The following is a 21,846-nucleotide window of genomic DNA, read 5'->3' as shown; positions in this document are numbered from 1 at the left end:
AATCTGTTAATATAATCTATTTTAGGAATAAATTGAAAAAAATGCAAGTTTTTATGTTAAAAGATCAATTGAAATTTCTGAGTTTAGGGTATATTGTTAATCTATTTAAACAAAAATTATTGTGTCAAATAAAATAGGTTTTTGGGCTATTTTTGCCTTAGTGATTAGCAGCCAAATTGGCTCTGGAATTTTTATGCTTCCAATTAGCCTTGCTCCATATGGCATGTATAGCCTTATAAGCTGGATAATATCAGGGCTTGGTGCTATATCTCTTGCTTTAGTTTTTGCCTCACTCTGCGCAAAATTTCCGGAAACGGGTGGCCCTCACGTCTATGTAAAGCATGCTTTTGGCCCTGCTGCAGCTTTTTTTGTTGGTTGGACGTATTGGGTGATCTCATGGGTTAGCACAACAGCCGTAATAGTTGTGGGTGTTGGTTATCTTACACCATTTTTCCATGAAGATATTCAAAACGTACATCTGTTTTTAGAGATGTTATTACTTACAATTATTACACTAATAAATTTTAGAGGAGTAGCTACTGCTGGACGTGTTGAGTTTTTATTGACGGTGATAAAAATTTCTGTATTGCTTGTAATACCTATAGCAGCATTGTTTTTTTTTGATAGAAATAACTTCATCATAAGTGAAGAAATATCAAATCTTACAACATCGCAGATTCTTGCCCGTTCTACACTTATTACTCTATGGGGTTTTATTGGAGTTGAATTGGCAACAGCACCTGCAGGGTCAGTTGATAATCCAGCTAGAACAATACCAAGAGCTGTGGTACTTGGAACAATCTCTGTTGCTGTTGTGTATTTTATCAACAATCTTGCAATTATGGGATTAATAAATGGCAATGATTTAGCAAGTTCAAGAGCACCATATGTTGACGCAATAAAAATTATGGCCTCTGGCAATTGGCACTTGATTATTTCTATAACTGCGTTCATTTTTTGTGTTGGTACTTTAAACGCTTGGGTACTAGCTAGTGGACAAGTGGCCCTTGGCCTTGCAAAAGATAAACTGATGCCACAGTTTTTTGCTCAAAGAAACAAGCACGGTTCTCCTTTCTGGGGCATAACAACTAGCTCAGTTGGAACTGCAACTTTACTAATCCTCACTTCAAGCAACAATTTTGCTAAGCAGATCACATCAATTATCGACTTTTCTGTAGTTTCATTTTTATTTGTTTACCTTGCATGCAGTCTTGCTTTTCTCAAAGTTATTGTGCAAGAAAAGAGTTGTTACAAATTTTTAATTGGCAGTATAGCAACAACCTTTTGCTGCTGGGTAATATTTGAAACTTCTGTGAATACCTTGCTGATCGCAAGCTTATTCACTGCAAGTGGCGTACCTCTTTATTTATTTTGGTATCGCAGAGTTTCTGTATAGCAAATGTTATGTATCTGTTCAGCAGAGTGGCAAAATAAGGTAGACGAGAAAAGACAACTATAGGAAGAAATGGGTGTCATGCCAGTGCGTGACACTGGGATGGCTTTGTTGCATCACACTTTATGAGATGGTGATTTATGGTAAATTCATGTAACTATCTCAAATTTAGCCATACCAATATCAGTGAATTTATTAAGCAAATAGCATTTGATTAGCAGTTCTTTTTCTCGATTTATCTCAGATTTATTCCTAAAACTAAATCCGAATATTTGCTTTAATCTTGAGAAAAACCCTTCAATATAAGATCTTTTCCCATAATTTACTTCTTTTTTCCATTCTTTCATGCCATCTTCACCGTATAATTTTATTAACCTAATAGCAGCATTCCTGTCAGACATATAATCTATTTCTGGATGTTCTGCCGCATTGTTTATTGGTGGAATTTTTGTCTTTATATCATATTTGTTACACAACTTATAAAACTTGTGCCTATCACATGCTCTATCTGCATATAGTGCTTTTATGGCATGCTGAAAATCAACTTCTTTTAGCAAATCACAAGCTCCATAGTGATCAGAGTAGACACCGTTACTGTATTTTACAGCTATGGCTTTTTTGTTGTTTATATTCAACATTACGTGCAATTTTCTCGTTTGCTCATAGCCACGATATTTTCTGTCAGTGCTATTTTCCTTGCTGTGACCAGGAGTGTTGTTGTATATACTAATTCCTGTACTGTCTATAGCAATTTCGATATCTTCCATATTATTTTTATCAATTCTGCAATCATTTATCTTAATATTAAGTTTCTTAAACCTTCTTGATGCTTGTGAATAGCTGATAACTGCCAAATCTCTTCCTATTTGTTGCAAATACCCTTTTATAAACCCGACTGTTTGTCTTAAACCAATTCTAAAGAAACTGACGATTATATGCACCAAAATCACAACTTTATCACTATAAATATAGTTGCCGCCCTGCATTTTTGGACAATTCTCGTACCAATTTTCTATGGCGTCATTGATATAACAAAAAATGCTTCCTCTTTCTTGGAGAAATTTGTTATATTCATGGCAGTTACTGACTCTCATTTTTTGTGGCATATTTTTTCTTCAACAGTTAAATGGCTATTTATAATGAATTTTGTCAGTAACTGCCAGTTCTTTTCACTTGAGCGATGCAACAAAGCCATCCCAGTGTCGGCTACTTGGATGACACCATTTATTGTAAGGACTTACCTCACATTTACTCTATGATTATCTTTTTAGATCACCTTGTCTACCTATTTTGCCACTCTGCTGAACGGATACAATTTATTGCTATTTTTGTTTACAATAATAATATTGAGCTATAGAATTAGATCTAAAGGGGCAATTAGCTCAGCTGGTAGAGCATCTCGTTTACACCGAGGAGGTCGGCAGTTCAAGTCTGTCATTGCCCATTTGCTTAACTGAATGTTAGTATTATTAATTACTTCAATTAAAGTATAAAAAATGCAGGATAATATAGTACCAATCTCAATAGTAAAAGAGCTGGAAGATTCTTATCTCTCCTACGCAATGAGCGTTATCATAAGCCGGGCTATACCTGACGTGCGGGATGGATTTAAACCTGTTCACAGGCGCATATTATATGCAATGTCAAGAGCTGGATTCGATGCCGGTAAGCCATATAAAAAGGCAGCTCGTATAGTTGGGGATGTAATGGGGAAATATCACCCACATGGTGATGCAGCTATTTACGATTCCTTGGTTAGAATGGCTCAAGATTTCTCTCTTCTTTTACCGCTTATTGATGGGCAAGGTAACTTTGGTTCGATAGATGGAGATCCACCAGCTTCAATGCGATACACAGAAGCAAGACTTCAAAAAGTGTCGCACTTTTTACTGAATGATATTGATGAAGATACAGTTAATTTTAGGCCAAACTACGATGGAAATGAAACAGAACCAGTTGTGCTGCCTGCAGAGTTTCCGAATCTATTGGTAAACGGTGCAAGTGGTGTTGCAGTTGGTATGGCAACCAATATTCCTTCTCATAATCTTGGAGAAATAATAGATGCTTGTATATTATATGTAGATAATCCTGAAGTTACTTTTGATGAGTTACTTGAAGTGATGCCAGGGCCGGATTTCCCAACTGGGGGAACGATTCTTGGAAGGTCTGGAATAAGATCAGCATTTGCAACGGGTCGTGGATCAATTGTTGTGCAAGGCAAGACTCACATAGAAGACCTGCCACAAGATAGGCAAGCAATAGTGATTGATGAAATACCTTACCAGGTAAACAAAGTAAAATTAATTGAGAAGATAGGTGAGCTTGTAAAAGAAAAAAGAATTGATGGCATAACAGAAATTAGGGATGAGTCCGATAAGTCTGGTATTAGAGTAGTAATTGACCTCAGAAGAAATGCTGAGGCAAGTTTTATACTTAATCAAATATTGGGGCTAACTCCACTAAGAAGTAGTTTTAGTGTTAACACTTTAGTGCTCAATAACAACAGGCCTGCTTTGATGTCGTTAAAAGAAATCATAGCTGCTTTTGTTGACTTTAGAAAAGAAGTGTTAATCAGGAGAACAGAATTTCGTCTAAGAAAAACGAGAGAAAAAGCTCATATATATATAGGGCTCTACATTGCGGTCCTCAGCATAGATGAAGTGATAAAAATCATCCGCGGTGCAAAAGATCCTGCGGAAGCAAGTAGAGAACTTTTAAATAAAGAATGGAAAACTTCGAATGAAATCAACACTATTATTGAGTTGATTTCAGATAGCGCAAGCTTTTTGAAAGATGGAGTGTATAGATTAACTGAGCTACAAATTAAGGCTATCCTTGATATGAAACTGCAGCGTTTAACAGGCCTTGAAAAAGACAAATTAGAAGCTGAGCTAAGTTCAATGATCAACCTGATAAAAGAATATATCGCTTTTCTTGGCTCAGAAGAGAAGTTGATGAAAGAAATAAAAAACAATTTACAAGAAATAAAGAACAGATTTGCTGTGCCGCGAAAAACTTCAATAGAAGAGTCAGACGCGGACATTGAAGCTGAAGATCTAATTCCACAAGAGGATATGGTGATAACCGTAACTATGAATGGTTATATCAAGCGTGCAAAACTTTCTCACTACAGAACTCAGCGTCGTGGTGGAAAAGGAAAGCTAGGACAGGGATTAAAAGAAGAGGATGTAATCACAGAATTATTTGTTGGAAATACCCATACTAGCTTTTTATTCTTTTCTAACATTGGTCGAGTTTATAGATTAAAAGTTTATAAGTTACCTCTTGCAGAGCCAACTGCACGTGGAAGAGCGCTTGTTAACATATTTCCGCTTAGCGATGGTGAAACTATAACTAATATCATGCCATTGCCAAGTGAAAATGACGAAAATCAAAACATAGTTTTTGCTACTGCCTATGGAAACATAAGGCGTAACTCTTTAGCGGATTTTCACTATATTCCAAGCAATGGAAAAATAGCAATAAAGCTCGACGAAGGAGACAAATTAATATTGGTTAAAGTATGCAATGCAATTGATCATGTTTTTCTTTCAACAAGATTCGGCAAAAGTATCAGATTTGTTGTAAGTGATGTGCGTCAATTTAAAAGTCGCAATTCAGATGGCGTAAGAGGTATCAAACTTGCAAAGAATGACAGCGTGATATCCATGACCATATTAAATGGGATAGGTGTAGCAACAGAAACAAAAGAACTTTACTTAAAAGTTCCACTTGCAAAAAGACTGGGAACTGCAATTAATAACTCTATTGATTCTAAATTGGAAAAGACTTTGAATGATTTAGGAATAGATAACGAATTATTCTTAAAACTTGCAGTGAATGAGGAGTTTATATTAACTATTACCGAAAATGGCTTTGGTAAAAGAACTTCTGCGTATGAGTATAGAATAACTAACAGGGGTGGTGTTGGTATCACCAATATTCTTACTACTAGCAGAAACGGTAATGTTATTGCTAGTTTTCCAGTTGAGCAGGGTGATAATATAATGCTTATTACAGATAAAGGAAAGTTAATTCGCATTTCGGTCAATGAGATTAGAATTGCAGGACGCAGCACTCAAGGAGTCACTCTGTTTAAAACAGAAAGTAGAGAAAAAGTGGTGTCAGTAGCGAAAATTGAAGATCCTGATTCCACTGAAGATAGTATTTCTGAAGTTGAAAACTCTATCGCTTCTTAACCGTAGTATAGGTTAAACAAAAAGCGCAAGTTTTTGTTGATTAATATGCAGTATTTAAATTAAAATATATACTTATGGCTAAGTAAAGATCAATGGACAAAAAATTAACTAAAAATAAAAAACCACTGGCAGACAAAGAGGATAAAAAAACACCTCCTGTTAAAGATCTTACTAAAAATAAGAGTAGGAGAGATTTTATAACATTAACTACATGCGCTATGGCAGGTATAGGAGCTGCAAGCGGACTTTGGCCACTGGTTAAATCTATGAATCCTTCTGCTGAAGTTCTAGCAACTTCCACAGTGGAGGTGAATTTGTCTGGAATTCAGGAAGGACACGGAGTAAAAGTAAAGTGGCAAGGTAAACCAGTATTCATTCGTAGACGCACAAAGCAAGAAATTGAGGCTGCAAGAGCTGTGAATGTGAAGAGCTTGAGGGATCCTCAATTAGATGAGCAGAGAGTATACGAAGGAAAAGACGAATGGTTAATTATGCTTGGAATATGTACACATCTTGGGTGTGTACCGGTTGACCACGCTACAAGAGATGGTAATGGTTGGTTTTGTCCTTGCCACGGTTCATATTATGATACATCAGGTCGAGTAATTGGGGGTCCTGCACCGAAAAATATGGCTGTACCTGATTATTTTTTTCCCAGTGAGAATGTTGTGGTAATTGGCAAGAAGGCTTAACGGAACTCGTTAAAAAAAACTCACAGGATCAACATCTATTATCACTGCAATACTCGAATTCAAGTTACAATTTTTAATCCAATATTTCAGCTTTTTTTGTATAGATAAACTGTGTTTATTGTGTATTTTTAATAATACCCTATACCGATACTTATTATTTAAAAAATTTATCGCTGCTGGTGATGGGCCAAGAATTTCAAATTCCTTTTTGTCTACACCTACATTTTTTTCCTGGATACAAGTAGTTAAGCTACTTGGATGACAAAGAAGAGATTTTACTATTTCATTCGCTGCTTTTTGTGTTGCAATCTGATTCTTACCACAAATGATAAGCGCTATTAATCTGCTAAATGGTGGCATTTTGGCTTCACGTCTTGACTTAAGTTCAATTTCATAAAATGAGTCCCTTTTTTGATGCAGCAATGCTTTTATTATTGAACTTTCAGGGTTATTGGTTTGCACTATTACCATTCCTTTTTCATTAAACCTTCCTGATCTGCCTGCAACTTGGTGCAATAATTGATACGTCTTTTCCGCTGCTCTCAAATCAGAATTTTCGAGGCTCAAATCTGCATTTATTACTCCAACCAAAGTTAATTTAGGAAAATTGTGCCCCTTAGCAATTATCTGTGTGCCGATTATAATGTTCACCTCTTCCTTTAACACTAAATCAATGATGTTACTAACCGACTTCTGATCGCTGCTTATCATCGCAGTTTTTGCGTTTGGTATTAATTTCACCATTTCTTCAAGCAACCTTTCAATTCCTATGCCGTAGAGGGACAATGGCTGTTCACTTTGGCAATTAGAGCATTTCTCTGGAAGTTTTAATTGATAAGAGCAATGATGGCACAAAAGAGCATTTTTTTTCTTGTGATATGTAAGCCAAACAGCACAATTTAAGCAGGAAATTTTATATCCACACTTTTTACAAATTGCCAGTTGTGCATACCCTCTGCGGTTTAGAAAAAGCATAACCTGCTGTTTTTTCTCTATGGTTTGTTTGATGCTTTCAAAAAGCTCAGAGGAGATCCATTGCTTGTTGTTCCTCATATCTACTACTTTAATGAGTGGCAATTCTGCACCACCAAATCGTTTAGTTAGCTTTACATGATTGTAATTCCCGTTTTTAACATGATGAATCGTTTCAAGCAGTGGAGTAGCTGATGATAAAATAATCGGAATATTTTCAAATTTGGCTAAGATTATCGCCATATCTCGAGCATTATATATAATTCCCTGTTCTTGTTTAAAAGATGAGTCGTGCTCTTCATCAACGATAATCAATTTTAGGTTTTTATAAGGCAAAAAAAGCGCTGACCGTGCACCAATAATTATCTGCGCATTTCCATTTGCTATATTGAGCCAATTATTCCGGCGAGTTTTTGGAGTGAGCCCTGAGTGCCATTCAACTAAGTTTTTTGATATCTGACCGCGAACACGATTTACCAATTGTGAAGTTAAAACAATTTCAGGTAGGAGGATTAAAATTTGTGCATTACCCTCTCCTGGTGTCATTTCAACATATTCTGGTGTCATACTAGTACGTGGCAAAGACGGTATGCTAAATGTTACAGTGGGTTTTGCCTTGAGTACAAAGGTGTCATTCCAGTGCTTGACACTGGAATCCAGGAATTTTGATTGTAAATTAGGTATTGGTCTTAAGTTAAAATAAACATTTGTAATGATGTTATATGAAAAACTGGATCCCAGTGTCAGGCTACTCGGATAACACCCTCTTGGTAGACCCAAATCACAATGTTCGTACAGTTGTGTCTCTGGGCACTGGGATGGTAAAGTCTGAGCAGCATTTGGAACGGCAGTGTAATTCTTAATCAATTGTGCAATCACAGAGAGATAAACTTCGGTTTTTCCAGACCCGGTCTCACCGTCAAGCAAAGTCACTGAATATTCGTTCAAATTGCTGATTATTTTATCACTAGCTACCTGCTGTTCAGGACTCAATTTGCAGCTTATTTCACTTGTTTCCTGCTTTTGTTCAACACAAACCAATTTATCTATGTGATTTACTTTTAACACTCCTCCCATTATCACTTTGGCAAGAATACCAATAGGTATTAAATTGTATTGTGCAACCCACTCTGCAAATGCAATCAATTTTGGTCTAATATTTGGTAAATCGATTTTTTGCTCAATAAATTTTAATTCTCGGTTACTTTTATCACTGTATTTCCAAACTATTCCGATTAAGCGTTTTTTGCCAAATGGCACCACTACGTAATCTCCAAGTAAAATCTCAGTATTTTCCTCAATTGCATATGAAAATAACTGATCAATTGGAAGTGGTAGTAATACGTCAACTGTTTTTGCCATAGTGATTGAGTTTAACATTGTTTTAAAGAGCTTGTAACTTTATTAAGCTTGGCAATATAGATGAATCGGTACAGAGAAAATCTTAACGTTTAACACATTTTTCATAGTACAGACCGTATGATTGATAAATAAAATGATTTATAGAATTTGTGGAGGCTACCAATGGTCAACGACAAGATTACTTTGAACTTTGAAATAGAAAAAGGCGAACCTATAGATCGATACTACTTTTCTGCACATATAAAGCTTACAGATGAAAGCAAAAATCTTTTGCGCGAGAAGCTTGGCAGTACAATTCAATTCGATAATCTAGATGATCACTTCAATCTTAACCATGAGAATTTTTATATCTACTACAACAAATATAGTGAGCACAATGGTAGAAGTGAGCTATACGTTAGGGATGATAACGGTAAATATTTAACCTCCAATCTTCCACTTAATTACTATGGATTCTCAATGGAACTATCACCTGACGGAGCGTCAATTGCAGATTATGGTTTTTATCCTCTGTATGCAATCTATAACCCAAATCACTATGATAAAGCAAAGGAAAAAGTATTTGATGATCACGGTGAATTGTCACCAATTGCATCAAATGTGTTAGATAATTTTTTAAGCAACACAAATAGCTTAACCACACAAGATATATTACAAAATGTATTCTCACAACTGCAGAAGAAAGCTGATGAAGAAGCAGAAAGATTGGCAAGAGAAAGAGAAGCAGAAAGACAAAGGGAGGAAGAGTTAAATGAAAAGAACGAGGAGTTAAAAGAACTTGTAGAAAAGGATGAGATTAAAATATTCAAAGTGGTAAAAGGTAATGATTTAGGTAATGGGCATTCAGCAGTAGTTTTACAACTTGATGGGGAAGAAGGTGACAAGATACCTCTCGACTCTAGTAAATACTACATAGCAGAGTATAGACACCACCCAGAATGGGAAGGCGATGAATATTTAAATTTTGTTAGCCCTGATAGTGATATGCTGGTTAATTATGAAAACTTATTTTTTGTGCTCAATCAAAGCTCCTACTCAGACTTTGAAAGTGGGTTTTATTCAGAAAACAGAACCGATCCCCATAATTATGCTAAATATTCAAAGGAACCATATTTGAGTGGTGACCAGCTATCTGAAAAATTATCTAATGAATTGGAGGAAGATAGCAATCAGATAGGTACTGAATTTACAATTGATGATGAGCAAGTAGACGAAGAAGTTGTGGTAGAGAGTGAAGCCAAGTCTGGGGAGAAAGGAACGGTTGGTGAGGATAACGCAAAAAATACTATACAGGAAGAAGAATCTAACTATATAGATCAAATGCAAGCGGATGATAGCAGCAGTTATAAACCAGCTTTGCAAAGCAATCGTGATGATTATGCTGATACGAAAAAAGCTCTGCAGGAAAAATTGCATGGAGATGAAATACACAAGCAAAGTAATGAGAAAGCTCAAAAAGATATAGAAGTAAAAAAAGTAACTGTGGAAACTGACAGTAGCAGTAATAAGACTGAAAAACAAACAAAACCAACAGAAGATGAACAAGAAACTGTTATGGCAAGTGTGATAGAAAATATGGATAAAAATTCTGATATTGAAGCAGAAACTTCTAACAGTGTTGCAAATTCACAACATCCCTTAAAAATAAAGACAGGAAGTCCTCTTGAAGTGGGAAAGTATAAGGTGGAGCTGCAAGTGACATATGATGATGTAAAGAATTTTTATGATACCGTACGTGGTAAATATCATGCTGGCGATGGATATAACTACGAACAAGTAATGGTTTTATATAATGAAATTGTTAGGCCCGCTCACAATCATCATTACGAGCTGTTTACTCTTGATGAAGCACATGTTGCTAATGATCACCTGTTTATCAAGGGTCAGGATTTTGGAACTCTAAATGATTTTAATGAGATGTTCTATAAAAGTAATGAGTTAATGTGATGTAAAAAGCAAGATTCAATCTGGTGAACGAGAGTTAACTGACAGAGGAGATTGACACGTATGCCTTTATCTTTAAGATTGTTTATCAAGTATAGACATCAGCTCGCCCCATTCTCTTTTACCAATATTACTTTCTTCTCTAGTAACGTTTTCCCCTTTAATTAATTTGCGAATTATTTCTAGACCAGTTCTTGAAATACAGGCTGATTCTAGGCAATATTCAACAAAGGCATTGTAGGCCAGTGGAACCCATTTTTTTATTATATCCAGCATAACTTCTGCATAAACTCTGATTTCATATTGGGCATGCTTATCAGCTCTAAGCTTCAAAAAATGAAGGAGATTATGCAGATCTATTTTCCAATAAAATTGCGTGTAGTAATTAAGCATTAGGTTAGTTCTGGCAATTTCTCTTGCAAGCCCCTGCTCAATAAATTTTTCATAATGAGAATATACTAAATTAGAGTCATTTGTTAAAGAATCTATTATTTCCTTTGAGGTATCTGGATCAAAAGCTTCCCCGCTACCTTGTTTATTATTGTCAGATTGTTTTGCAACTTGTTCTGGTTTAGGTGTATAAAATTCATTATCAAGTATTGAATACCTTGCTGAATATTCATTCACATTTGCAGTTCTATGCCTTATCCATTGCCTTGCAACAAAAATTGGAAGTTTCACGTGAAACTTAATTTCACACATTTCAAATGGAGTTGTATGATGATGTCTCATTAAATACTTTATAAGTGCTTCATCCTGACTTATCTGTTTTGTTCCCTTGCCATAAGAAACACGAGCAGCTTGAACTATAGCGCTATCAGAGCCCATATAATCCACTACTCGAATAAATCCATGGTCTAATACCTTATGTTCTTCATATAAGATTGCATCTATTTCTTTTACTATAGTTCGTTTGGTTGCTTCATTCATAAAATATCCTCAAGACGAAATGGAGATATCAGCTCCACATGAATTGAGTTTTTCATGCATTGCTTCATATCCTCTCCATAAATGATGTGAATTGTTTATTATAGTTTCTCCACCGGCTACCAAAGAAGCAAGCACCAAAGCTGCTGTTGATCTTAAGTCAGTAGCATATAGATTAGCTCCAGATAAGCTTTTTATTCCACTTATAGTAGCTTTGCTTTTCTCGATGCTGATATTAGCACCTAACTTTCTCAATTCATCTGCATGTGTAAATCTGTTTTCAAAAATGTTCTCTTCAATTACTGATATCCCATCAGCGATGCACATTGCAGACATCAGTTGTGGTTGCATATCACTGGGAAAATTGGGGTATGGATCTGTCGCAACGTTAGCAGACTTAATAGAGCCATTTTTTCTGGAAATAACAATGCCTCCATCATACAGTTCAACCATAGCTCCTATAGTCTCCAACTCATTTGTAATACACCTTATATCAGATAGATTTATTCCTTCCAACTCCAACTTACCACCGGTTATTATAGCAGCTAGTGCATAGGTGCCTGCTTCTATGCGATCTGGTATTATTTTATGAACACATCCATTTAGTGCTTCAACTCCTGTTATTATGACCTTTGTATTATCAATTTCAATATCAGCACCCATTTTCTTCAGAAAATCTATTAAATCAAGAACTTCCGGCTCAGTTGCAGCATTGTTTATTGTTGTCACTCCTTCTGCAAATGTTGCTGCCATTATTACATTTTCTGTTGCGCCAACACTTATTTTCTCAAATGTGATTTCTTTTCCTTGTAGCTTTCCTTTCACTGTTGCAATTATATTATAGCCGTCAATTTCAATTTTAGCTCCCATTTCTTCTAATGCTTTAATATGCATATCAACGGGACGCTTTCCAATGTTGCATCCACCAGGAAATGCTGTTCTCGCTTTGCCAAATCTGCTAAGCATTGGACCCAATATTAGAAAAGAAGTTCTTAGCTTACTTGCGGTTTTATATGGCATCACGTGATTGTTGATATTGCTGCAGTCAATTTTCAAAGTATGGTTCGCTTTATAATTTTTATTGTGCATAAAGTTCACTTCTGCTCCAAGACTTTCAAGCAACTTAGACATTAGATGCACATCAATTAAATCAGGTACATTATGCAAAATTACCGGGGAGCTACTTAATAGACTTGCTGCCATTATTGGTAAAACAGCATTTTTTGAGCCATTAATCTTGATTTTTCCGACCAAAGGTTTGTAGTTATTTCTTATTAATATCTTGTGCATTTAATTAGATATAAAGTATAATTCATTAGTTTATTGAAGTCTTACTAAGTATAATAGATTGACCGTAAAAGGCAAAATTTGCTTTTTCTTCCTCATCATCCCAGTGTCATGCTACCTGCATGACACCTGATGCGAATTGCCCCCGAAATTTTATACTATGAATTACTCAAATGACGCTCTCGAGCTTTATCAAACCAAATAACACCAATTGCAACAATGAAATAACCAGCTGCTCCTAATGTAAGGCGAATTACTGCATCGAAAGTTGACAGAGGAGGAGACGGCATTAGAATGCTCAAAACACTATACACAAGATTATTTGTTGCATGAGCAATAGTTACTGGCCAAATCGAGTTGTCTTTTTCAAACAACCAGGTAAACATTATAGACATTGCACAAATATAAAGGGTATAAGCACAAATAGTCGGGAATGTAAAGCCATCCTTCCACAAAGCTGAGCCAGCAACCACATAAGTTGGTATGTGCCATACTGACCAAATAATACCGACAATAATTGCTCTGATATAAAAATTTGATATTTTGCTTTTAAGATTTTTCAAAAGATAGCCACGCCAACCGATCTCTTCACCAAGAGACATAATGATCCACATCACAAAGGTTGATAATAAAACAAATAACATCACTAATGGACTCAAAACTGCACTCAAATCCTTTACACGGTCTAACGTAAAAGACTCTCGGAAAAATGAAAAACCGCAGTAAATTGACAAAAGACCATTGGAAATTAGCATACTTACCAGAATAAGTATAAACCCTAATAGACAGTTTTTTGGCGAACTAAGTTTAAAAAGATCCCTTACCTTCTGTTTATTATAAATGGTTAGCAAAATTGCAACTGAAGCCGGAACAAATGTTGTTAATAATGTTATGTCTTTGAAAGGTAAGCACCAAGCTATAATGCACGTCAAAAAATATGTAATTACAACAAATAATGTATAATTAATAGTGGTTAAATTCATGCATACGCCTATCAATTCCTTTTCTGCATTATTGATCTTTATTCATAAATTGTCAATAAAATACTTCTTCAGGGATGAATAGAATATTTTTTCTTTTTGAATTGCTATTGATAGTTTAATTTTTATATGTATTCCCTTTCACAACCGTTTGTCATCCCAGTGTCACGTGCTGGGATGACAGTAGGAGAGCTGCTTGCATGACAAGAGGAAGACACTGGGGTGACATCAACTAAACTTGTCCAAATATGAGCGATGCATTAGTGCCACCAAAACCAAACGAATTAGAAAGTGCATATTGAATTTTATGCTCCTGAGCTTTAAACGGTACAAAATTTAAATCACATCCTTCTGAAGGCTTGTGTAAATTTAAGGTTGGCGGAATAATTCCATTATTTAACGCAAGAATACTGAATATTGCTTCAACGCTCCCTGCAGCACCAAGTAAATGTCCTATAGAAGATTTAGTTGAAGAAACAGGTATTTTATAAACGTAGTCACCGAATAACTGTTTCATTGCTATTACTTCAATTTTATCTCCAAGTGGCGTTGAAGTTCCATGTGCATTGATATACCCTACTTGATTGGGATTAATTTGCGCGCTCTTTAAAGCAAGCTGCATTGCCTTAAATGCGCCTCTTCCTTCTGGATGTGGTGCTGTAATGTGGTGCGCATCTCCTGTGAGTCCGTACCCAACCAGTTCAGCATGTATTTTTGCCCCCCTTTTTTTTGCATGTTCGTATTCTTCCAACACCAATATACCTGCTCCTTCACCCATAACAAAACCATCGCGTTCTGCATCCCATGGTCTTGAAGCTTCTTTGGGTTTATCATTGAATTTAGTTGATAACGCTTTCATAGATGCAAAACCTGCAATTCCAACTCTACACAGTGCACTTTCTGCTCCACCTGCAATCATAACATCTGCTTCACCAAGTTTTATAGTTTTTGCTGAGTTTATGATTGCATGCGCACCTGTTGCACATGCGGTTACTGCTGAATCGTTTGGACCTGTAAATTCGTATTTAATAGAAATATGGCCAGATATCAAATTTATTAGACTTGCAGGGACAAAAAATGGACTGACACGTCTGGGCCCTTTTTCCTGCATGGTAATAACATTTTCCTGAATTGACGGAAGACCACCTATACCAGAGCCAATAGTCACACCAACACGTTCCCGATTGATATTTTGGCTTTCCAAAATTAATGAATCATCTACTGCCTGAATAGCTGCTGCAATACCGTAATGGATAAAACGATCTGTCCTTTTTGAGTCTTTCTCAGAAATATAATCTAGTGGATTGAAATGGTGCTCAATGTTGTCTGATTGCAACGGCACCTGCCCTGCAATTTTGCAAGCAAGATCAGAAGAGTCAAATCTATCCGTATTGATTGCTTTTATGCCAGACTCACTTTTTATTAGCCTTGACCAAGTGTTGTCAACATCTGCCGCTAGTGGAGTGATTAAACCAACACCAGTGACTACTACTCTTCTGCTCATTTAACACTAACTATTAGCCTTTTTTATTATTAATGTACTCAACTATTTGCTCCATAGTTTCCATTTTTTGTGCGTCTTCATCTGGAATTTCTATTCCAAACTCTTCTTCTGCTGCCATGATGATTTCAACTGCATCTAAGCTGTCTGTACCATGCTCCGAAAGCTTTGAAGAGCTGTTGAATTTCTCTACATCCTTACTAATATGCTCTAGTATAATCTTTTTCACTTTTTCTTCTATGTCTTCTCTAGTGCTCTTTGCTAGTTCGCTATTCACATTTCTTACCAAAAAAATAACCTATTCTTTGATGTTATAAAAAATTTTTATGTTTGCAATATCTTTTATAACTGGTAAACTACAGTAAAGTTTTCTACTGCCCTAGCTGGCTAGCGTTACGTGCTAAACAATTAACAATTCAAAAATGCTAGACGAAACAACAAAAAATTTGCTTATTGTAGAAGTAAATAAACTCTTACCCGAAAATAGCGAGAATAAGCTTATATCAGCTATGCGTTATATACTCCTTGCTCCTGCAAAACATATACGCTCCTTTTTAGTCGTAGCTTCATCGCGAGTGTTTAACGCGGAAGCTAAAAAAGTAATATCAGTTGCTGCAGCAATTGAATTTGTTCATGCTTACTCTCTAATTCACGATGATTTACCGTGCATGGACAACAGTGATACTCGCAGAAGCCAGCTAAGCTGCCATAAAAAATTTGATGAAGCAACAGCAGTGCTTGCCGGAGATGCACTACTTACTCTGGCTTTTGAGGTATTATCTTCGTTAAATGAGAAACGCTGTGAGATCATAAAAGTTCTTTCTCAGGCAATAGGAATTAGGGGAATGGTGGGAGGACAGGCTTTAGATATTAACAGTGAGCATATAGATTTTAGCCCCCAACCCTCTGTCATTCAAGTAGCGGACACTGGGATCCAGAAGGCTTTGCCTACAAGCATTTCGTGCAAAAAGCCATGCGATAGTGGAGCTGAACATGAAATGGATTCCAGTGTCAGCTACTTGCATGACACCCTTTCTACCTTAAAACTACAACATTCGTACGGCTGTATGTATGACGCTGGAATGACGTCGGGCCAAGCTGATAAAATAAAAGAAATTCATTTGATGAAAACCGCAAAACTATTTGCAGCTTCATGTGAAATAGGTGCTATAATAGGGGATGCTACAGACAAGCAACGTAAAGCGTTATATAACTATGGAATAAATCTAGGGCTTATCTTTCAAGCTAAGGATGATATTGAAGACTACAAACAAGATAAAACAAATAACCTAATGTCTGTGCTTGGTAAAAGTGAAGTAGAGGACTATATAGACGGCCTCTTTAAACAAGGCTTGGATAATTTGAGTGCGCTTTCAGGGGATACTAATTATTTATATGATTTATTGAATCAAGTAAAGAAAGATGGTTAGAAAAATTATATTACAAATGCTTATTTCCGTAGTAACGATTCTCACTTTAACTTCTACTTTTGTGTTTACTATTGTCTATATAAACAAAGGTAAACCGGAAAAAAAGGACAAGCTTTATGAGATAAATGCCACGCATGGTGGTTTGATACAGACGATAGCATATTACCTAGTGAAGCCAATACTTGAATCAGCACTTGACCGCTATATTGAAAAGCATGGGCTGACAGAATATTTAGAAGAAATGACGCAGCAAAAAGAAGAAGATTCAATAAATTTTTATGAAATTACTGAAGGCAGTGGCAGCAAGGCTTTTTGTGGCCTGGAAGTCCTATTGCAAATATATAAAATTTCTAATAATAACTTAGCAACACTCCCTAGCAAAGTTTCTGATGTTACTTTGAAAATAGGTCAAGATAACCTAAAAGAAGTGAGTTTAGGGGTAATAGGTATGAAAGAAGGCGGAGAGCGTGTAGTTACTATTGCCAATGATAACAAAATGAATTTTAATTCTTATTACGTCAAACTGATCGAAATAAAGGATAAATATCCCGACTCAGTAAATAATCTGATGGTTTTTAATGACTTAATTAACAAGACTGGAAAACAAGTAAGGTGCGGTGATGAGATATCGGTTAAATATAGCGTAAAGGAGCATAATGGAGAATATATAGCCAAAGATCAAACAGTGCAATTTAGGGTTGGCGATAAAAAAATACCACTTGCTATAGAGCTTGGAGTTGTGGGAATGAGAGCTGGTAATAAAAGAACTATTCTTTCTCCGCCTGACCTTTTGACTATTACTGACGATATGTTAATAAAAGACATAGATTATGATGAAGAAAATATCTCAATAATTGACTTAAGCTTAGATGTTAAGCAAGAGGTTGCAGCACACCATTCTACTGTTGAAAAACAGCCTAAAGAATATAGCTGAAATTTTAGGTCTACTGGCTGACCTTCTGAACACTTTCTATACTACTTAAAGTAGGCTTTTCGTTTTTCCTAAAGTATAAACTTAGATAAATCAAGCTGCTTCGAAATTGACTCAAGTTTATCTTTTACATACTTGCTGTCTATAATGAATTTTTCGCTATTTTTCTCAGAAGCAATGAAACTTATCTCATCTAAAAGCTTCTCCATAACAGTGTGAAGCCTTCTTGCGCCTATATTTTCCACTTGCCTATTAACTGTAAACGCTATTTCAGCTATGGTTTTTATACCATCATCAGTGAACTCAAGTGTCACATTTTCTGTTTTCATTAAAGCTATGTACTGCTTTAACAAACTAGATTCTGGTTCCTTTAATATTCTTATTAAATCTTCTTGAGTAAGTGCCTTAAGTTCTACCCTGATCGGTAATCTACCCTGCAATTCCGGTAAGAGGTCAGATGGTTTAGACTGATGAAAAGCACCAGATGCAATAAATAATATATAGTCTGTTTTTACATGGCCATACTTAGTTGTAACAGTTGTTCCTTCAAGTAATGGTAACAGATCGCGTTGCACTCCTTCTCTGTTTACTTCACCTTTTACTTCTGTACGCGCTGCAATTTTGTCTATTTCATCCAAAAATACTATACCGTCATTACTAACAAGATCAATGGCTTCTTTGATTATCTTATCTTCATCCATTAGCCCTTCACTTTCTTCATTAATTAATATTTCACGCGCTTCTTTTACCTTCACCGTAATAGTTTTTGTTTTTTTGCTCCCGTTAAACATCTTGCCCATTATTTCTGTTACATTCATCACACCAACTTGCCCACCTGGCATACCTGGTATATCGAAAGTAGGTAACATACTCTTGCTCTCTCTGACGTTAATAGAAACTTCTCCGTCCTCAAACTCTTTATTCCTCAACCTTTCTCTAAAAATTTTTTTACTCTCTTCGGTTGCATTTTCGCCTACCATAGAGTTTACTATTGTTTTCTCAGCTAAAATTAAAGCCTTTTTAGCTAAGGCTTTACGGGCTTTCTCTTTAACTAAAACTATTGCTGCATCAACTAAATCGCGTATTATCGAATCAACGTCACGTCCAACGTACCCTATTTCAGTAAACTTCGTTGCCTCAATTTTTATGAACGGTGCACCGGCAAGTTTTGCTAAGCGACGAGCTATTTCAGTTTTACCAACCCCTGTATGACCGATCATCAATATATTCTTAGGTATGATTTCATCACGCAATGGAAATGGAACCTGATTGCGACGCCAACGATTTCTGAGCGCAATAGCAACAGCACGCTTTGCATCATCCTGTCCGATTATGAATCTGTCCAATTCTTTAACTATCTTCTGTGGTGGCAGGTCATCTAACAAAACTTGAGTGCTGTCATTAACTTGAACATCGCTGTCATTTGAATCAAAACCACTCTTAGTATCTTTATAGAGGTTATCTTTTTCATCGTAGGTGTCACTACTACAAGACCGCCCTTCTGAAAGGGTTATGGGCTGATTGGAAAAATTGGTGCATAAAGTTTTTTGCTTGGAAGACATATCACTCCTCTATCTTTTCAATAACTACATTATGATTTGTATAAACACATATATCGGCAGCTACCTTCATAGCCTTTTTCGCAATTTCCTCTATTGATATTCCTTTAATATCAATTAAAGCTCTTGCTGCAGATAGAGCAAAATTTCCCCCAGAGCCAATAGCGGCGATTCCATCTTCAGGTTCAAGAACATCACCTGTTCCCGTAATTACTAATGAAATAGATTTATCTGCAACGATCATCATAGCCTCTAATTTCCTCAGATATTTATCCATTCTCCAGTCTTTTGCAAGTTCAACACATGCTCTCATTAATTGCCCTGGGTGCTTATCAAGTTTAGATTCTAGTCTTTCAAAGAGAGTAAATGCATCAGCTGTTGCTCCAGCAAACCCAGCAATTACAGAATCACCAGAAAGACGCCTAACTTTTTTTGCTCCGGATTTTATAACAGTGTGGCCCAGTGAAACTTGTCCGTCACCTATTACTACTACACTTTTATCTTTTCTAATTGACAGTATAGTAGTGCCATACATTTTACTGTTGTTGTGTTGAATCATTTTTCTATCACTTTAAATAAGAATCCCATTATACTTTAATCTTTAGTCAAATTTGCTAAATATGTTTAATTATAGCTTATAATATAATACCTTCCTTATAACATTTAAAGTGTAGATGCAAAACATAATTCACCCAGATTTGGAAAAAAGTATAAATAATTGGTTTGAGGCAAAATTTAACGGCCTTACATTGCCATTTTATAGCTCTATAGATCTTAGAAACTCCAGCTACAAAATTGCCCCAGTGGACGCTAATTTATTTCCTGCGGGGTTCAATAACTTAAGTGAAGAATCAAGAACGATGGCAGCAAGATTGATAGAAAGCTACTTTAAAAGACATCAATACAAAAAGGTTCTTATAATACCGGAAAATTATACACGAAATAAAATGTATATAGAAAACGTATTTGCTATAGAGAAAATACTGCAACTGGCTGGTTTTGAAACTAAGATTGGCCTCTTTCATAATGAAACGTACAATTTAATAGAACCGTATGAAGCTATTGTGAAGGAAACCTCTCTATTAAAGACAACTTCAGGATTTGTGCCTGATGTTATTATACTGAACCGTGATATGACGAGCCACATTCCAGACACGCTAAAAGACGTAAAGCAAGATATAGTACCAAGCCCACTATACGGTTGGCATAGCAGGCAGAAATTTAAGTATTTTGAAATCTATCAAGAATTAGCGTCCGAGTTTTGTAGCGAATTTAAAATGGACCCATGGCTAATTTCTGTGCTTACAGAGAGCTGTGATGGAGTTGATTTTGATGATGATTCATCACTAGGAGCAGTAGCAACTAAAGTTGACCAAATATTATCTCTAGTGCAAAAAAAATATGAGGAATATGAAATAAAAACACAACCTTACGTTTTTATCAAAGCAAGCAATGGCACATATGGGATGGGCATTATAACAGCAACAAGTGGAGAGGAAATATTAAACCTCAATAAAAAAAAGCGTCATAAAATGAAAAAGATAAAAGAAGGAATAGCAATCAATAGTGTTATTATACAAGAAGGTGTACCAACCATTGACGTATTTAAAAGCAGTTCTGCAGAACCGCTAATATACTATATAGGAGATACTCCAACATGTTACTTATACCGATGTAATAGCAGGAAAGATGTATATTCCAGCTTAAACTCCATTGACTGCGAATTTTATGACGTTAGCAAAATAGTGGAAGAGAAACCTCTAGCACTTTGGAATATAGTTAGTAAATTAGCAGTGTTAGCATTAGCGGTAGAAATAAGGTCTTTTCACCTCTAACCCTTACATTCCCACAACGTCGCCATTGGGGAGACCATTACCATCATAATCGTGCCTAATATGATTAGCGCCATCAAGTTCAGTGGAAGGATCATCATTGATAGGTTGATTAAACAGTTTATCAAACTGAACTACCAAGAATACTGCACTATATATTATGCTGACTGTTACGCTTAAGTTGAAATTATAGATTATACCATTACCTAAGTTTATTGGTATAGTTGGAGTCTCTATCCTTCTTAATATGAAGTTTAATAAACCTAACGACAAAGTTAATGTGCTGATAATGAGGTCCTTCTTACACTCAGCAGACTTTTCAGGATCCTTATTATCTAGGTATTTTCTCCATGAATAATAGTAACTTATAGGTTCCGAAATAAACAGAAATAGGATCGTTGATGTTAAGCTAACATAACTTATTACATCTGCATTACCTCTAGCCAAAAAATGTATGACTTTCAGCATCATCAACGCTTCTATGGTGCTATTTGTAAGACTAGCCGATTTACCCAAAATTTTTGCTAATTCTTTTTTACCTTTAGGGTCTTTATAATCTTTTACCAAATCCCGTAAGATAAATGCAGAATGGACAATGTATAGGGTAGATGTCGGAAATTTCACCCATCGGGCAACATTCTTTATAAAGGAGATATTGGATCTGTTATTGTCAATAAACTCACAGCAAAATTGCAGTGAAATCTTACACAATAGGGCTGTTAAACCTGTTGTGATGCAGATTACCTTCCTGAAATCATGATCATAAATATCATGCACCTTTTGTGCGAGTATGTTAGATTTCTTTTTTAGCTTGTTTGGCATGAAATAGTTAATAAC

At 35.8% G+C, this 21,846-nt stretch carries 17 protein-coding genes and 1 tRNA gene; 8 read left to right on the top strand and 10 right to left on the bottom strand.

From position 1 onward, the window contains the following. The first annotated feature begins 121 nt into the window (after positions 1-121). Positions 122-1,396: an APC family permease gene (locus OOL03_RS00610; protein ID WP_010082345.1), complete on the top strand. Its 1,275-nt coding sequence runs from the start codon at positions 122-124 to the stop codon at positions 1,394-1,396. A 146-nt stretch (positions 1,397-1,542) separates the two neighbouring features. Here the strand turns inward: OOL03_RS00610 and OOL03_RS00605 are convergent, their stop codons facing one another. Beyond that, positions 1,543-2,499, bottom strand: a complete 957-nt coding sequence (locus OOL03_RS00605; RefSeq protein WP_253303014.1) for an IS5 family transposase — start codon at positions 2,497-2,499, stop codon at positions 1,543-1,545. 265 nt (positions 2,500-2,764) lie between these two features. Here OOL03_RS00605 and OOL03_RS00600 point away from each other — a divergent pair. The 3 genes from OOL03_RS00600 (at position 2,765) to petA (ending at position 6,284) form a co-directional block, all read left to right on the top strand. Beyond that, positions 2,765-2,837 (top strand) — tRNA-Val (locus OOL03_RS00600). Between the two features lie 52 nt (positions 2,838-2,889). Further along, a complete protein-coding gene (gyrA, locus tag OOL03_RS00595) occupies positions 2,890-5,592 on the top strand; it encodes a DNA gyrase subunit A (protein WP_264707407.1) in 2,703 nt (900 codons plus the stop codon). Between the two features lie 92 nt (positions 5,593-5,684). Continuing rightward, entirely contained in the window at positions 5,685-6,284 is a 600-nt protein-coding gene (gene petA / locus OOL03_RS00590; protein ID WP_010963095.1) for a ubiquinol-cytochrome c reductase iron-sulfur subunit, read from the top strand. 9 nt (positions 6,285-6,293) lie between these two features. Here petA and priA read toward each other — a convergent pair whose 3' ends face one another. After that, a complete protein-coding gene (priA, locus tag OOL03_RS00585; protein WP_264707406.1) occupies positions 6,294-8,636 on the bottom strand; it encodes a replication restart helicase PriA in 2,343 nt (780 codons plus the stop codon). 144 nt (positions 8,637-8,780) lie between these two features. On the opposite strand from priA, the gene OOL03_RS00580 reads away from it, so the two are divergent. Further along, entirely contained in the window at positions 8,781-10,565 is a 1,785-nt protein-coding gene (locus tag OOL03_RS00580; protein WP_264707405.1) for a hypothetical protein, read from the top strand. A 72-nt stretch (positions 10,566-10,637) separates the two neighbouring features. Here OOL03_RS00580 and thyX read toward each other — a convergent pair whose 3' ends face one another. From thyX to acpP, 5 genes are all read right to left on the bottom strand, one after another. Continuing rightward, the gene (thyX, locus tag OOL03_RS00575) at positions 10,638-11,492 is read right to left on the bottom strand and encodes an FAD-dependent thymidylate synthase (RefSeq protein ID WP_015589436.1); all 855 of its coding nucleotides are present in this window, start codon (positions 11,490-11,492) and stop codon (positions 10,638-10,640) included. Between the two features lie 9 nt (positions 11,493-11,501). After that, a complete protein-coding gene (murA, locus tag OOL03_RS00570; RefSeq protein WP_006279833.1) occupies positions 11,502-12,779 on the bottom strand; it encodes a UDP-N-acetylglucosamine 1-carboxyvinyltransferase in 1,278 nt (425 codons plus the stop codon). Positions 12,780-12,934: 155 nt separating this feature from the next. Further along, a complete protein-coding gene (locus tag OOL03_RS00565; RefSeq protein WP_265014112.1) occupies positions 12,935-13,759 on the bottom strand; it encodes a CPBP family intramembrane glutamic endopeptidase in 825 nt (274 codons plus the stop codon). 229 nt (positions 13,760-13,988) lie between these two features. Further along, positions 13,989-15,260 carry a beta-ketoacyl-ACP synthase II gene (gene fabF, locus OOL03_RS00555; RefSeq protein ID WP_264707403.1) on the bottom strand — a complete coding sequence of 424 codons (1,272 nt, stop codon included), beginning with the start codon at positions 15,258-15,260 and terminating at the stop codon, positions 13,989-13,991. Positions 15,261-15,273: 13 nt separating this feature from the next. Next, positions 15,274-15,534: an acyl carrier protein gene (gene acpP / locus OOL03_RS00550; protein ID WP_006279836.1), complete on the bottom strand. Its 261-nt coding sequence runs from the start codon at positions 15,532-15,534 to the stop codon at positions 15,274-15,276. 145 nt (positions 15,535-15,679) lie between these two features. Between acpP and OOL03_RS07075 the strand changes: the two genes are divergently transcribed. Both OOL03_RS07075 and OOL03_RS00540 read left to right on the top strand, forming a co-directional pair. After that, positions 15,680-16,687 (top strand): polyprenyl synthetase family protein, encoded by a 1,008-nt coding sequence (locus OOL03_RS07075; RefSeq protein ID WP_264707402.1) that lies wholly within the window; start codon positions 15,680-15,682, stop codon positions 16,685-16,687. Beyond that, a complete protein-coding gene (locus tag OOL03_RS00540; RefSeq protein ID WP_253303555.1) occupies positions 16,680-17,621 on the top strand; it encodes an FKBP-type peptidyl-prolyl cis-trans isomerase in 942 nt (313 codons plus the stop codon). Before OOL03_RS07075 ends, OOL03_RS00540 begins: the two co-directional genes overlap by 8 nt. Positions 17,622-17,689: 68 nt before the next feature. Here OOL03_RS00540 and hslU read toward each other — a convergent pair whose 3' ends face one another. After that, the gene (gene hslU, locus OOL03_RS00535) at positions 17,690-19,180 is read right to left on the bottom strand and encodes an ATP-dependent protease ATPase subunit HslU (RefSeq protein WP_264705442.1); all 1,491 of its coding nucleotides are present in this window, start codon (positions 19,178-19,180) and stop codon (positions 17,690-17,692) included. 1 nt (position 19,181) lies between these two features. After that, positions 19,182-19,736 carry an ATP-dependent protease subunit HslV gene (hslV, locus tag OOL03_RS00530; protein WP_264707401.1) on the bottom strand — a complete coding sequence of 185 codons (555 nt, stop codon included), beginning with the start codon at positions 19,734-19,736 and terminating at the stop codon, positions 19,182-19,184. Between the two features lie 115 nt (positions 19,737-19,851). Between hslV and gshA the strand changes: the two genes are divergently transcribed. After that, on the top strand, positions 19,852-21,012 hold the full coding sequence (gshA, locus tag OOL03_RS00525) for a glutamate--cysteine ligase (RefSeq protein WP_182321244.1): 1,161 nt from the start codon (positions 19,852-19,854) through the stop codon (positions 21,010-21,012). A gap of 3 nt (positions 21,013-21,015) precedes the next feature. On the opposite strand, the gene OOL03_RS00520 is transcribed toward gshA, so the two are convergent. Next, positions 21,016-21,831 carry a hypothetical protein gene (locus OOL03_RS00520; RefSeq protein WP_264707400.1) on the bottom strand — a complete coding sequence of 272 codons (816 nt, stop codon included), beginning with the start codon at positions 21,829-21,831 and terminating at the stop codon, positions 21,016-21,018. Positions 21,832-21,846: the final 15 nt, after the last annotated feature.

Origin of the sequence: Wolbachia endosymbiont (group A) of Acrocera orbiculus (genome assembly GCF_947250015.1) — a bacterium.
Classification (GTDB): domain Bacteria; phylum Pseudomonadota; class Alphaproteobacteria; order Rickettsiales; family Anaplasmataceae; genus Wolbachia; species Wolbachia pipientis.
Note: the sequence above shows the minus strand (reverse complement) of the source record. Positions and strands in the feature narration are given on the sequence as shown.

Bases quoted from the DNA above. Each gene is read 5' to 3' on its own strand.
- OOL03_RS00520 (WP_264707400.1), bottom strand. From the start codon at position 21,831: ATGCCAAACAAGCTAAAAAAGAAATCTAACATACTCGCACAAAAGGTG.
- OOL03_RS00605 (WP_253303014.1), bottom strand. From the start codon at position 2,499: ATGCCACAAAAAATGAGAGTCAGTAACTGCCATGAATATAACAAATTT.
- murA (WP_006279833.1), bottom strand. From the start codon at position 12,779: ATGCACAAGATATTAATAAGAAATAACTACAAACCTTTGGTCGGAAAA.
- hslV (WP_264707401.1), bottom strand. From the start codon at position 19,736: ATGATTCAACACAACAACAGTAAAATGTATGGCACTACTATACTGTCA.
- gshA (WP_182321244.1), top strand. From the start codon at position 19,852: ATGCAAAACATAATTCACCCAGATTTGGAAAAAAGTATAAATAATTGG.
- thyX (WP_015589436.1), bottom strand. From the start codon at position 11,492: ATGAATGAAGCAACCAAACGAACTATAGTAAAAGAAATAGATGCAATC.
- OOL03_RS07075 (WP_264707402.1), top strand. From the start codon at position 15,680: ATGCTAGACGAAACAACAAAAAATTTGCTTATTGTAGAAGTAAATAAA.
- gyrA (WP_264707407.1), top strand. From the start codon at position 2,890: ATGCAGGATAATATAGTACCAATCTCAATAGTAAAAGAGCTGGAAGAT.
- OOL03_RS00540 (WP_253303555.1), top strand. From the start codon at position 16,680: ATGGTTAGAAAAATTATATTACAAATGCTTATTTCCGTAGTAACGATT.
- OOL03_RS00565 (WP_265014112.1), bottom strand. From the start codon at position 13,759: ATGAATTTAACCACTATTAATTATACATTATTTGTTGTAATTACATAT.
- OOL03_RS00580 (WP_264707405.1), top strand. From the start codon at position 8,781: ATGGTCAACGACAAGATTACTTTGAACTTTGAAATAGAAAAAGGCGAA.
- priA (WP_264707406.1), bottom strand. From the start codon at position 8,636: ATGTTAAACTCAATCACTATGGCAAAAACAGTTGACGTATTACTACCA.
- fabF (WP_264707403.1), bottom strand. From the start codon at position 15,260: ATGAGCAGAAGAGTAGTAGTCACTGGTGTTGGTTTAATCACTCCACTA.
- petA (WP_010963095.1), top strand. From the start codon at position 5,685: ATGGACAAAAAATTAACTAAAAATAAAAAACCACTGGCAGACAAAGAG.
- hslU (WP_264705442.1), bottom strand. From the start codon at position 19,180: ATGTCTTCCAAGCAAAAAACTTTATGCACCAATTTTTCCAATCAGCCC.